The sequence below is a fragment of the Streptomyces sp. BL1 genome (assembly GCF_057628045.1).
In genome coordinates, this window is record NZ_JBXYWZ010000002.1 from 7,996,668 (window position 1) to 8,009,805 (window position 13,138).

The window sequence follows — 13,138 nt, forward strand, 5'->3', positions numbered from 1 at the left end:
GTAAGTTGACCAACCGGGTCAGTTTCCCTTCTGCCTGCGACCGTAGGTAAGCTGACTCGGCGAGTCAAGTTACGCCGGGGAGCGACAGAGGGAGACGGTGAGGGCCATGGCCGGTGCGGTGCCTTCGGGATCCCGGCTGCGCGCCGACGCCCGGCGCAATTCCGAACAGATCCGCTCTGCCGCGATCGGCGCCTTCCAGGGACAGGGCCTGACGGTGCCGCTGGAGGAGGTCGCCAAGGCGGCAGGGGTGAGCAAGGCCACGATCTTCAACCGGTTCGGCGGGCGGATCGGCCTCATCGAAGCCGTCATCGAAGAGGTCGTGGCGAGTGACCTGTTCGCCGTCATCGACCACACGCGGACCATCGACGACGTCGGCGAGCGGATCACGTACTACCTCACCGCGATCCGCGACCTCCAGTACCGCCAGCCCGCCTTCAACGACGTCCTGTTGCAGACATATCCGCACTCCCAGCAGCTCATGGAGATCTGCCGGGTCGGAGGCGAGGCCAACGAAGAGCTCATCGCGGCGGCGCGGACCTCCGGTGCGCTGCGGCCCGAGTTCACGGCGGACGACCTCTACGCACTCGTCGTCGACAACGCCCTCGCCCTCAAGCACGGCGAGCGGCCTCCCCGGGACGCCTACGACCGCCGCACCCTGTACCTCCTGGACGGAATCCGATGGCCCGGCCGCGCAGCCTGAGCCGAACCGACCCGAGGGTCGCTGTGGGCCGGGCGTTGTGAAACTCGTGGCGACGGGATCCCGCACGGTGCCGTAACCGGCCCCTCCGCTTGCGACTTGGGCGTATCCCTCAGCAGACGCCAAGAGACGGCGGATTCCCCCGAGTCGAGGGCCGTCGCATGCGGGATTCCGGCATTGACGGCCATATTCCGGCTGCCTACGGTCTCGGCCATGACTCCTCGGGCGAGCGCCGACATGGTCGATGAGCTGGACCGCCGCATCATCGCGGCGCTCCAGCTCAGTGGGCGTGCGCCGTGGAGCAAGGTCGCCCGGTGGGCGGGCACGAGCGAGTCGACGGCGCAGCGCAGGTACGAGTCGCTGCGCGAGCGCCGGCTGCTGCACGTGGTCGGCGCCGTGGAGCTGGACCGGACGGGGTCGGGTTCCTCGATGCTGGTGCGGGCCCAGGCCCGGCCGGGCAAGGGCCTGGAGTTGGCGGAGCTGCTGGCCGAGCGTTCGGAGGTCCGGTTCCTCGCGCTCGTCACGGGGGCCGCCGATCTGATCGTCGACTTCGTGGCGCGGGACAACGAGGAACTGCTGCGTCTGCTCTACACCGATCTGCCGGGCGCGGACTTGATCACCAGTACGGAACATGTCGCGGTGATCCGTACCTTCACCTCGGCGGCGCTGTGGGACACCAACCTGCTGCCGCCCGAGGCCGTGACCGACCTGCGCCCCGCGCGCTCTTCGCCGTACGAGCGGCCGTACGAGCGGGCCGGCTGGGACCAGGCGCCGCGGCCGTTGTCCGCGTTGGAGAACGACGTCGTCGCCGAACTGGCCAGGGACGGGCGGCTGCCCGTGAGTGCCCTGGCCCGGACGCTCGGCCGGAGCGAGTCCAGCGTGGCCCGGGCGCTGGACCGGCTGGTCGAGCGGGGCAGCCTGCATTTCCGCACCCTCGTGGAGCCCGCACTGCTGGGGTTCGAGGCGGAGTTCATGCTCTGGCTGTCCATCGAGCCGGGCCGGCTGGAGGCGGCGGGACGGCAGCTCGCGGAGCATCCGGGCACCAAGTTCCTGGCCGCCGCCACGGGCCGCTTCAACCTGGTCGGGCACATGGTGCTGCCGCGCCGCACCGACCTGTTCCGCTACACCGACGACGTGATCGGGGCGCTTCCCGGCCTCGACGCCTCCGACATCACCCTCCATCTCGTCACCCTCAAGGGCGCGTGGACCCGCATGGACCAGTTCGAGTGAGCCCTCCACGCCCCTGACACGCCGCCCACCCGCCGCACGCCGGTCCGCGTCCGAACGGCCAATGCCCCGAACGCCTCCTGGCCCGAAGCCGCGAAGCCGCGAAGTCCCGAAGCCCCGAAGTCCCGAACGCCCCTTCTGCGCGCACCACTTCATCCAGCAGCTCCCCCTACCGGAGAGGCACCATGTCGAACCCTGCTTCCAGCGCGTCCGATCACTCGCAATCCCCCTCCTGGCAGTGGCCGGAAGACGTGTGGCGCGGGCACGTCGAGGCCGTCCGCGCCGGACGCCGACTCACCCCCGCCCGCTGGCCCGGCGGCGCACGGGTGGCGGTCGCGCTGTCCTTCGACTCCGACCACGAGACCATTCCGCTGCGCGACGGGGAGACCAGCCCCGGACGGCTCGCGCAGGGACAGTACGGCGCGCGCGTCGGCTCCGTACGCGTCCTCGAACTCCTGGAGCGCCGGGGCATATCCGCGACGTTCTTCATGCCCGCCGTCTCCGCGCTGCTGCATCCCGACGAAGCACGCCAGTACGCCGAGGACGGGCACGAGATCGCCGTGCACGGGTGGATCCACGAGCGCAACACGCTGCTGGCGGCCGAGGACGAACGCGCCCTGATGCGCCGTGCGCTGGACACGCTCACAGACGTGACCGGCACCCGGCCGACCGGAATCCGCACGCCCTCCTGGGACTTCTCCGACTCCACGCTGCGGACGATCCTCGACCTGGGCTTCGCCTACGACTCCTCCCTCATGGCCGACGACGAGCCGTACGAGGTGGTCGCCGAGGGGCAGCCGACGGGCCTGGTCGAGATCCCGGTGGACTGGATCCGCGACGACGCGCCGTACTTCACGATGGACCGCTACGGCTCTGTACGCCCCTACACCCGGCCGCGCGACGTGCTGGAGATCTGGCGGGACGAATTCGACGCGGCCTACCGGGAGGGCGGCGTCTTCCAACTCACCCTGCACCCGCACGTGATCGGCCACCGCTCGCGCCTGGTGATCCTGCGCGAACTGCTCGACCACATCGGCGCCCACTCCGGCGTCTGGTACACCACCCATGCCCAACTCGCCGATGCCGCACGTGCGCAGCTCGACGTCCGCCCCGACTCCTCCCCGGAGGGCGCCCGATGAGACCTTCCACAACAGCCACGAAGTCCGTCACCGACACCGCGCCGCCGCAGAAGCTGACCCGCGCCCAGCGCAAGGCCATCGTCGCCGGGACCATCGGCAACACCGTCGAGTGGGTCGACTGGGCGCTCTACTCGATCTTCGCGAAGATCATCGCGGATGTCTTCTTCGCGAAGTCCGAGGGCGCCGTCGCACTGCTCGCCACCCTCGCGGTCTTCGCCGTCGGCTTCGTGATGCGCCCGGTGGGCGCCGCGTTCCTCGGCGCGTACGCCGACCGGCACGGCCGCAAGAAGGGCCTCACCCTCACCATCGCGCTCATGGCAGGCGCTTCCTTCGTCATCGCGTTCACCCCCGGCTACGAGACGATGGGAATCGTCGCGCCCGTCGTCCTGCTGCTGGCGCGGCTGGTCCAAGGCTTCTCCGCGGGCGGTGAGTTCGGCTCCTCCTCGGCCTTCCTGGTCGAGTCCGCCGCCGCCAACCGGCGTGCCTTCGCCGGGTCCTGGCAGCAGGTCTCGGTCGCCGGCGGAGTGCTGATCGCCTCGCTGCTGGGCACTCTCGTCACCTCCCTCCTCGGCGACGAGGCGCTGCACGCGTGGGGCTGGCGGATCGCGTTCGTCGTCGGCGGGCTGCTCGGGCTGCTGGGCCTGTGGCTGCGTGTCTCCGTGGAGGACACCGAGTCCTACACCCGGGCCCGTGAGGCCGGACAGGCCAGGGTCAACCCGCTCAAGGCCATGTTCGTCGAGCACCCGGCGGCCGCGCTGCGCGTCGCGGGCATCACCATCGCCGGCACGCTCACGTACTACATCTGGGTCAACTACCTGCCCACATACGCCAATCTGACCACCGGCATCCCGCTCAACAAGGCGCTGCTGTCGCAGACCCTGTGCCTGGTCGTCTTCGTGGTGCTGCTGCCCTTCGCCGGGCTGCTCTCCGACCGCTTCGGGCGCAAGCCGACCATGACGGTCTTCGCCGCCGGGTTCGTGCTGCTGGCCTGGCCGCTGCTGCACTTGATGAGCGGCAGCTTCCTCAGTCTCTTCCTGGTCCAGCTCGCGGGCATGCTGCTGATCCTCGGCTACTCCGCCAACTGCGCGGTCATCATGGCCGAACAGTTCCCGCCGGAGGTTCGCGCGACCGGCATCGCCCTGCCCTACGCGCTGGCGGTCGCCCTGTTCGGCGGCACCGCGCCCTACGTCACCACCTGGCTCAACGAGGCCGGGCACCGCGACTGGCTGTGGCTGTACGTCGCCGCCGCCTCGCTGATCTCCCTCGTCGTGTATCTGACGATGCCGGAGACCAAGGACAAGGAGTTCGACTGATGGCACCGCACGTCTTGGTCACCGGCGCGGCCCGTGGCATCGGCAGGGCCGTCGCCGAGGAGTACGCCCGCGCCTGGAGCGAACAGGATGGCCCCGACGGGGGGTTGCTGACCCTGGTGGACCGGGACGCCGAACCGCTGACCCGTACGGCGGACGGGCTGCGGGAACGGTACGGCGTGCGCGTGACAGTCCAGGACCTGGACCTGAGCGGCCCCGACGCGCCGGGCGCGGCCGTGGCGGCGGCCTGGACGACGGACGGCCCACTGGACGTACTGGTCAACGCTGCGGGCGCCTACCCGTCCATCGACATGCTGGAAGTGACCGCCACCGACTGGGACGACCTGTTCGCGCTCAACACCCGCGCTCCGGTCCTCGCCACCGCCGAACTCGGCCGCCGCGCCGTCGAGTCGGGCCGCCCCGCCTCCGTCGTGAACATCTCCTCCGGCGCCGCCCTGCGCTCCCGCCCCGGCGGCGGCCCGTACGCGGCGACCAAGGCGGCGCTGGAGATGGCGACCCGGGCCGCCGCACTCGAACTCGGCCCGTACGGCATCCGCGTGAACGCCGTCAGCCCCGGCTTCGTGCCGGTCGACAGCGACGTGAATCCCGTCGCACCCGAGTACGCGGCGATCGTCTCCCGCAACCCGCTGGGCCGCCCCGGCACACCCGCCGACATCGCCCGCGCCGTGCGCTGGATCGCCGGCCACGAAGCGGAGTGGATCACCGGCGAGGTGCTGCGCGTCGACGGCGGCTCGAATGCCGGGGCCGCCCACCTGCCCCGCCTCCGGCCCACCTCACACACCTGAGCCTGCCTCCTGCCCCCGCCCGTACCGGCCCAGCCGGCGGGCCGCCGCGCCACGCCCTGTCGCACCGGGCCGCGCGGCACCAGGAGACCGCACCCGGAAAGGACACCTCATGACCGTGCAGCCCGTACGGGCCCGCACCGTGGTCGGCGGTGGCGCCATCGGCGGCACCCTCGCGTACGAACTGGCGCGCGCCGGACACCCCGTCACCCTCGTCGACAGCGACCACGCCCACGTCTCCGCCCTCCGCGAGCACGGGCTGCGGATGCTGCGCCAGGACGGCAGCACCGACACCGTCCGCCTCCACGCCTGCACCCCCGAAGACTTCGAAGGCCCCCTGCACGAGGTGCTGTTGGCGGTGAAGGCCCAGGCCACCGAGACCGCCATCCGCTGGATCGCGCCCCGCCTGGCGGACGACGGCTTCGTCGTGTCCGTACAGAACGGGTTCAACGAGCCGCTCATCGCCGAGCACATCGGCACCGCACGCACCGTCCCGGCCTTCGTCAACATCTTCGCCGACGTCGCGGAGCCCGGCGTCGTACGGGACGGTGGTCCCGGCGCCCTCGTCATCGGCGAACCGGACGGTGCCCCCGCCGGCGACCGGGTCCGCGCTCTGGTGGCCGACCTGAACCCCGGTACCGGCGCCGAGAGTTGCGACAACGTCGAGGGCTACCTGTGGGCCAAGGCCGGGTTCGGCGCCATGCTGGCGGCAACCGCACTCGCCGACGACGCGATGGCCGACCTCATCGACCGGCACCCCGCCGCCATGCACGCTGTGACACGAGAAGTCTTCGATGTCGCCGACGCGTTGGGCGTACGCCTGGAGCCGTTCGACGCCTTCGACGCGCCGGCCTTCCGGCGCTCCGCCGGCCCCGCCGCACGCGCCGCGGCCACCACACGCCTCACCGCCTGGCTGCGCTCCCAGCCCAAGAACCGCAGCGGCATCTGGCGCGACCTCGCCGTACGCCACCGCCCCGTCGAAGTCACCACGCACTACGAGACCGTCTTCGCACAGGCAGACCGGGCCGGGATACCGACTCCCGTACTGCACGCGGTGATCGGTGGACTGAAGGAACTGGAGGGCGCCCCGGACCGCATGAGCGAGACCCGGCTCGACGCTCTGGACGCCCTCGCCGCGGACCGCGCACCGCAGCCCGCGGCACTGCCCGCGCGACCGGCCCTCACCGAGGAACAGACCCGCGCGGTGCACACCTGGCTGGCCGAGCACCAAGAGGAGATGGTGGCCGAACTCGCCGCCTACACCCGCCTGGAGAGCCCCAGCGACGACCCCGCCGCGCTCAACACCTGCCTGCAGTGGCTGCGGCAATGGCTCGACACGGCTCTCGGCGCACCCGACACCGAGGAACTGTTGCCCCGCGACAACGCGGGAGACATCCTCATCCGCCGCTACGCAGCCGCCGGACCGGCGCATGGCGGCGACCCGCGACCCCTCCTGCTCCTGTGCCACTACGACACCGTCTGGCCCGCCGGGACGCTCGCACAGTGGCCCTTCCACCGCGACGGCGACGTGATGACAGGGCCGGGCGTCTTCGACATGAAGTCCGGTCTCGTACAGGCCGTCTGGGCGCTGCGCGCACTCGATGCGCTGGGCCTGCCGCGTCCCGCCTGCACGCTGCTGCTCAACGGCGACGAGGAGACCGGCAGCCTCGCCTCCAGCGAGACGATCGTCGCCGAGGCCCGTACGTCGCGCGCGGCGCTCGTCTTCGAGGCGAGCGCCGACGGCGCCGTGAAGACCGCCCGCAAGGGCGTCGGCCTGTTCCGCCTCACCGTCGAGGGGCAGGAGGCGCACGCCGGGCTGGACCCCACCGTGGGAGCCAGCGCCGTCCACGAGGCAGCGCACCAGATCCTCGGCCTCGCCGCGCTCGCAGACCATCCGGCGGGCACCAGCGTCAACGTCGGTGTCGTACACGGCGGAACACGCAGCAACGTCACCGCCGGACAGGCCGTCGCCGACCTGGACGTACGGGTGGCCGGCGCCGCCGAACAACAGCGCATCACCACGGCCCTCGCCGCACGGGAACCCGCGCACCCGGACACCACGGTCCGCGTGACCGGCGACTGGAACCGCCCCGTCCTGGAACGCACCCCCGACGTCGCCGCCCTCTACTCGCTGGCCCGCGCCTGCGCCGCACCTCTCGGGCTCGACCTGCGCGAGGCCGCCGTCGGCGGCGCCAGCGACGGCAACTTCGCCCAGTCCGCGGGCACTCCGGTGCTCGACGGACTCGGCGCCGTCGGCGGCGGCGCGCACGCCCGTACGGAACACGCCACCGTCTCGGGCATGACCACCCGCGCCGCGCTCGCCGCTGCCCTCCTGGTCGCCTTCACCGCCTGAGCCCCAACTCCCGGCCGGGCGTGCTCCGTTCAGTTTGCGTCACGAGCACGCCCGGCGCCGGGTGGAGGCCGGGCGTCCCTCGCCGGGGGTGTGTCCGAAGCGGTCCCGGAACACCCGGGTGAAGTGCGCTTGGCTTGCGAAGCCCCAGCGGTGGGCGACCTGCGCGACGGTGAGGTGACACGAGCCCGGCTCGGAGAGCTGTTCGCGTGCCTTCGCCAGCCGCTGTTCGAGGATGTGGCGTGCCGGGCTCACTCCGGTGGGTTCGAAGATCCGGCTGAGGTGCCGGGCGGACACACCGACTGCGTCCGCGACCCGCTCGGCGCACAGCCGCGAGTCGGACAGGTGGCGGCGGATGTAGTCGGTGGCGACGGCCAGTTGAGAGGACCGGCCGGCGGTCGCGTTGCGGTCGCCCAGCGCCGGTCCGGCGAGAGACCCGACCAGGTTCAGTACGGAGGCCTCGGCGCTCGCGGGATCCTCGGCCCCCTCCGCCGCCCGCGCGGCCCAGCTGAAGAGCACCGACCGCAGCGTGGCGACCGTCGCCCCCTCGGCTGCCGCCCCTCGGCCGAAGAGCAACGGCGCTGTCAGCTCGCCGGCGGCGCACCGCTCGACGAAAACCTCACGGGGAATGTCCACCAGCAACTGACGCATCGCCTGCGGAAAGCCGAACAGGTAGGAGCGGCGGGTGTCGTAGAGGATCAGGTCGCCCGCCTCCACGAGGAGGCAGCCGCCCTGGTGGAAGAACATTCCCGTGCCGGCGGTCAGCAAGGTGGCGAACACGGAGTCCTTCGGAAGGTCCCGGCACGTGCGCGGAGTTCGCTCGATGACGTGTTCGTTGCCGGCTATGTCCGCGAGCCGCAGGCTGCCGAGACCGATGTTGGTCTGTGTGGCCAGCAGACCCTTCTCGGAGTAGGGCGAGCAAGTCAGCCCCACCAGCGCCCGCCGGTTGTACTCCTCCCAGAAGCCGACCCGGTCCGCGGGGGCGACGGACCGGGTCGAGACGGTGGAGACGGTGTGTACGGGCATCTCGGGCCTCCTTGCCGCGCGCTCTTCGACGGGACAGCGATGATGCTCCCACGGGTCCGCGCAAGCAGGGAGCGTGCTGCCCGGCGTCGGTAACGGGGCGCAGGAAGGCCGTCGTGGCAGCGATGCCGGAGACCCCACCAGTGATTGCTTCGGCCGGTGCACGCGTCGGGGGAGCCCTGGGGTCACCTCAGGCTTCCGCGTCCGGCCGGCGGAGGGGAGGCGTCGGAGGGTGAACGTCCGGGATCCACCAGGATTTTGACGTGCTGTCCGGTGCCGTGCAGGAGCGCTTCGAAGCCGTCCGTGACCACGTCCTCGAGGGGGATGGTGGCGGTGACGACCGGTGTCAGGTCGAGGCCGCGCTCAGCGACCAGCCGGATGAGCTCGGGGTAGGTGTCCCGGTATCCGACGGCGGCGACGATCGACTGCTCGTTGTTGACCAGATCGAAGGCGTTGAGGCGAACTTGCTGGGCGAGTCCAATGAGGACGACCCGTCCGCCGCGGCGCGTCGCGGTGAGGCAGGTGCCGAGGGTGCCTTCGGAGCCGACGGCCTCGAACGCCACGTCCACGCCCTCCCCGCCGGTCAGTTGGCGTATCTCCTCGCCCCCGTCCGAGCCCCGGCCGGCGACGACGACGTCGGTGGCGCCGAGCCGCGCGGCGGTCTCCACCCGGGCCGGGTCCACGTCGACGGCGACGATCCGCCGTACGCCGCGTTCCGCGGCCAGCAGAACGGTGAACAGGCCGATGGGCCCCAGGCCAACCACCGCCGTGGTGACGGGAGTTCCCGCACGCCGCAGCGCATGGAGGGCGACCGAGGCCGGCTCGAAGAGTGCGGCCTGCTCCAGCGGTACGGCCGCCGGGAGGGGATGCGCCATGTAGGCGGGGACGGCGGTGTATTCGGCCAGCCCGCCGTCACCCATCAGGCCCGCGAAGCCGAAGTGCCGGCAGACGTTGTACTCGCCGGCCCGGCAGCGCGGGCACGTCCCGCACCGGTAGTTGGGCTCGACCGCTACCCGGTCTCCGATGGCGAGCCCGGTCACCGACGTGCCGAGGGCCGCGACCGTACCGCAGAACTCGTGGCCGAGGACGAGGGGCGCTTTCCGGCCGGAGGCCGGGTGCGGTTCGGCGACCGGCACGGCGAGTGGGCCGTCGGTGTATTCGTGCAGGTCGCTGCCGCAGATTCCGCAGGCGGCCACCTTGATGAGCACCTCGCCGGGGCCGGGTACGGGGAAGTCCGCATCGACGACGCGGACATCCCCGGCTCCGTACCAGACCGCGGCTCTCATCGAACGGCCGGTGGGGGAGGGCCGGTTCACCGGAAGAGGGCGTCGACGGAGTCCGCGCCGAGGCCGACGCTTTCGTAGTGCTTCCGGCACATGTCGATGTAGTCGTGGACGTCGAAGTAGCCGGCGGTCGCGCCGTTCTCGTCCAGCCAGATCAGCGGCCCCTTGACGATGAAGAGCGTCTTCATGGGCTCGTCGCTGTCGTAGGCCACCAGGGTGTGCCCCTCGCCGGGTGCTTCGTAGACGAAGTCGCCGGCGTGTGCGGTCCAGGGGCGCTCCAGATAGCCCCACTTCCCGGAGATCGTGTAGGCGAACACCTCGTGCGGGTGGTAATGCCGGTTGACCAGTCCCGCTTCCTTGGCCCGCAGAATGTCGGACCAGGAGTTGTCCTTGACGTTGATCCACAGAGGACGCGAGCCGACGGTCTCGGTGAACGGTACGTAGTAGCGGTCGTCGTCGGTGGCCACCTGCGAGAGGTGGACCTCGGGCAACGCGTCCGGCTTGAAGGAGTTCGGGATCGGCTTGAGGCCTTTCCAGAACTCGCTGCCGGCTTCCTCGGGCACGGTGGGCTCCCTTCCGCCTGTCGGTCGCCGACAGTGAACCCGCAGAGTCCGCGCATGTCTTGCCCGGGAGGGACATCACGGGTTGCCCGTTCCGGACGGGCGTAGAGACGGGCGCAGCGGAAACCAGTGCGGCAGTTGAGGGCCTGTCAGCTCTCCGTGCCGGATTCCCGCGGGGAGTGAGTGAGGTCGCCGCAGGCGCGTTCGAGGTGGGCTGCGACGGCGTGGGCCGCGCCGTCGGCGTCGCCGGCCTCGATCCGTTCCACCACCGCCTGGTGCTCGGCGTGGATGGTGCCGGCCCGCGTCACGCCGTACGTCTGGATCTGGGCCATGCACAGCCGCATCTCGCCCATCAGCACCTGGTACAGCCGGCTGATCCTGGGGCTGCCGACGGCGTCGACCAGCGCCTGATGGAAGCGGACGTCCGGCTCGACAATGTCGATCGTCCACACGTCCCCGGCCGCGGCGATCTCGGCCTGGGCGTCGTGGACGGCCTGCGGCACGGCGCCATCGGGAGCCAGAGTGCGCGCGGCTTCCTTCTCGATGCAGGCGCGGCCGAAGTAGAGGTCCTCGATGTCCGCCTTGCCCATCTGCGGTACGTGCGCGGTCTTGTGGGCGTCCCGGCGGAGAAGGCCCTCGGCCACCAGTTTCTCGATCGCGGCCTTGGCGGTCGGACGGGCCACGTCGTACCGGCCGGCCAGTTCGGTCTCGGTGAGCCGGGCGCCGCCGGACAGTTCACCGCGGAAGATCTGCAGCCGCAGGTCCTCCGCGAGCGCGTCCGTGACCGACAGCACCGACAGCCTGCGTGACATGCCGCTCCCCACTCCCAGTCGTTCCGCTCGGGCGCCCCCTTCCGGCGGGGCAGGCCCGCGCTCCGCCGCCGAAGTATTCCAGACCACCTCTTGACCAGCGGAGAAATATTGTCTTACAAGTATACGGGTCTGTGGACACCGTGTCCGCGCCTCAAGGAGGAGGCTGGATGTTCGAGCAAGTACTGGCACCGATCGCGGGGTCACTGCCGTTGACCGCGATCTGTGCCGCGCTCCCGCCGGTGACGCTGTTCGTGCTGCTGGGGGTGTTCCGGGTCAAGGCCCATGTGGCCGCGATGGCAACCCTGTTGCTGGCCATGGGCCTGGCGACGCTCGGCTGGCAGATGCCTCTGGGCCAGACCGTGAGCGCGGCCGTCTACGGCGCCGTGTACGGGGTGATCCCGATTCTGTGGATCCTCGTCAACGCGGTGTGGATCTACAAGATGGCCGAAGTCTCGGGCTGGTTCACCGTGTTGGGGAGCAAGATCCGCCTCGTCTCGCCCGACATGCGGGTGCAGGCGATTCTGATCGCGTTCTGTTTCGGCGCGCTCCTGGAGTCGCTGGCCGGCTTCGGCGCACCGGTGGCCATCTCCGCCGTGATGCTCATCGCCGTGGGCCTCCGGCCGATCAAGGCCGCTGTCGTGGCGCTGGTCGCCAACACCGCGCCTGTCGCCTTCGGCAGCATGGCCGTACCGATCACCGCCCTGGCCTCCGTGACGAACCTGCCGGTGGACGTCCTCGGGCAGATGGCGGGCCGTCAGACGCCGCTGCTGTCGGTGTTCGTCCCGCTGATCCTGGTGTACCTGGTCGACGGCCGCCGCGGTCTGCGCCAGACCTGGCCGGTGGCGCTGGTCGGCGGATTCGCCTTCGCGATAAGCCAGTTCGTCAGTGCGAACTTCATCAGCGTGGAGATCACCGACATCGTGGCCGGCATCGTCACCATCGCGGCGGTGCTCGGGTTCCTCCGCGTCTGGCAGCCCGCGGGCGAGACGGTCTCGGCGGACGGGATCCCGGCGGACGGGGCGGCCCCGGCGGACGGGACGAAGGTCGCAGTGACCGCGGGCGCTTCGAGCGGCGGCTCCGGCTCCGCGGACGGCCCGGCCACCGGCGGCACCGGCTCCGGGACCGGCACCGGCCACGGTTCACGTTCCGCGGGAGGTGCGGGCGCCGACGGCGCGCCGGAGGGGGCCGACGCCGGCCGGGCGTCGACCCTGATGGCCGCGGCTCCGTACCTGCTCATCATCGGGCTGTTCGCGATCAAACAGATCGGCCCGGTCAACGCCTGGCTGGCCGAGGTCGGCACGACGACGTTCAACTGGCCCGGTCTGCACATGGTCGCCGCCGGGGGAGAGCCGGTGGACACGGCGTTCGAGCTCGAACACCTCAACGGCACCGGTACGTTCCTGCTGTTCGCCGGCCTGCTCACCATGGCCGTCTACCGGCTGAAGCCCGGCCAGGGCGCCGGTTGCTACTGGGCCACCCTCGTCCAGCTGCGGTGGACGATCGTGACGGTCACCGCCGTGCTCGGCCTCGCCTTCGTGATGAACTTCTCCGGCCAGACCGCCAGCCTCGGGAACGCGCTGGCCTCGGCGGGCGGACTGTTCGCCCTGCTCTCCCCGGTGGTCGGCTGGTTCGGCGTCGCCGTCACCGGCTCGGACACCTCCTCCAACTCCCTCTTCGGCGCGCTCCAGGTGGCCGCCGCCGAGAAGACGGGGCTGAGCCCGGTCCTGCTGGCCGCCGCCAACTCCTCCGCCGGCGTGCTCGGCAAGATGATCTCCGCGCAGAACCTCGCGGTGGCCGCCGCCGCGATCGACAAGCCCGGCAGCGAACCGGAGATCCTGCGCAAGGTCATCGGCTGGAGCCTCGGCCTGCTCGTGATCTTCTCGGTCATCGTCTACCTCCAGTCCACCCCGGTCCTGGGCTGGATGGTCCCGTGA

The 13,138-nt window shown here is 71.1% G+C and carries 11 protein-coding genes; 7 read left to right on the forward strand and 4 right to left on the reverse strand.

What is annotated here, in order from left to right; all coding sequences use genetic code 11:
- Nucleotides 1-106 precede the first annotated feature (106 nt).
- From AC3AGO_RS35340 to AC3AGO_RS35365, 6 genes are all read left to right on the forward strand, one after another.
- Complete coding sequence (locus tag AC3AGO_RS35340) at nucleotides 107-700, forward strand: TetR/AcrR family transcriptional regulator (protein ID WP_487824397.1); 594 nt, start codon at nucleotides 107-109, stop codon at nucleotides 698-700.
- A gap of 234 nt (nucleotides 701-934) precedes the next feature.
- A complete protein-coding gene (locus AC3AGO_RS35345) occupies nucleotides 935-1,927 on the forward strand; it encodes an Lrp/AsnC family transcriptional regulator (RefSeq protein WP_487824918.1) in 993 nt (330 codons plus the stop codon).
- 182 nt (nucleotides 1,928-2,109) lie between these two features.
- Nucleotides 2,110-3,063, forward strand: a complete 954-nt coding sequence (locus AC3AGO_RS35350) for a polysaccharide deacetylase family protein (protein ID WP_487824398.1) — start codon at nucleotides 2,110-2,112, stop codon at nucleotides 3,061-3,063.
- A complete protein-coding gene (locus tag AC3AGO_RS35355; protein ID WP_487824399.1) occupies nucleotides 3,060-4,376 on the forward strand; it encodes an MFS transporter in 1,317 nt (438 codons plus the stop codon). Before AC3AGO_RS35350 ends, AC3AGO_RS35355 begins: the two co-directional genes overlap by 4 nt.
- On the forward strand, nucleotides 4,376-5,179 hold the full coding sequence (locus AC3AGO_RS35360; RefSeq protein ID WP_487824400.1) for an SDR family NAD(P)-dependent oxidoreductase: 804 nt from the start codon (nucleotides 4,376-4,378) through the stop codon (nucleotides 5,177-5,179). The genes AC3AGO_RS35355 and AC3AGO_RS35360 overlap by 1 nt, the downstream gene beginning before the upstream one ends.
- 109 nt (nucleotides 5,180-5,288) lie before the next feature.
- Nucleotides 5,289-7,529 (forward strand): 2-dehydropantoate 2-reductase, encoded by a 2,241-nt coding sequence (locus AC3AGO_RS35365; RefSeq protein WP_487824401.1) that lies wholly within the window; start codon nucleotides 5,289-5,291, stop codon nucleotides 7,527-7,529.
- Between the two features lie 39 nt (nucleotides 7,530-7,568).
- Here AC3AGO_RS35365 and AC3AGO_RS35370 read toward each other — a convergent pair whose 3' ends face one another.
- The 4 genes from AC3AGO_RS35370 to AC3AGO_RS35385 all read right to left on the reverse strand — a co-directional run bounded on the left by AC3AGO_RS35370 (nucleotide 7,569) and on the right by AC3AGO_RS35385 (nucleotide 11,204).
- The gene (locus AC3AGO_RS35370; RefSeq protein ID WP_487824402.1) at nucleotides 7,569-8,552 is read right to left on the reverse strand and encodes a helix-turn-helix domain-containing protein; all 984 of its coding nucleotides are present in this window, start codon (nucleotides 8,550-8,552) and stop codon (nucleotides 7,569-7,571) included.
- Nucleotides 8,553-8,734: 182 nt separating this feature from the next.
- Nucleotides 8,735-9,835 (reverse strand): 2,3-butanediol dehydrogenase, encoded by a 1,101-nt coding sequence (locus AC3AGO_RS35375; protein WP_487824403.1) that lies wholly within the window; start codon nucleotides 9,833-9,835, stop codon nucleotides 8,735-8,737.
- Between the two features lie 26 nt (nucleotides 9,836-9,861).
- On the reverse strand, nucleotides 9,862-10,395 hold the full coding sequence (locus tag AC3AGO_RS35380) for a 2,4'-dihydroxyacetophenone dioxygenase family protein (RefSeq protein ID WP_487824404.1): 534 nt from the start codon (nucleotides 10,393-10,395) through the stop codon (nucleotides 9,862-9,864).
- A gap of 146 nt (nucleotides 10,396-10,541) precedes the next feature.
- Entirely contained in the window at nucleotides 10,542-11,204 is a 663-nt protein-coding gene (locus AC3AGO_RS35385) for a GntR family transcriptional regulator (RefSeq protein ID WP_487824405.1), read from the reverse strand.
- Between the two features lie 167 nt (nucleotides 11,205-11,371).
- On the opposite strand from AC3AGO_RS35385, the gene AC3AGO_RS35390 reads away from it, so the two are divergent.
- On the forward strand, nucleotides 11,372-13,138 hold the full coding sequence (locus AC3AGO_RS35390) for an L-lactate permease (protein WP_487824406.1): 1,767 nt from the start codon (nucleotides 11,372-11,374) through the stop codon (nucleotides 13,136-13,138).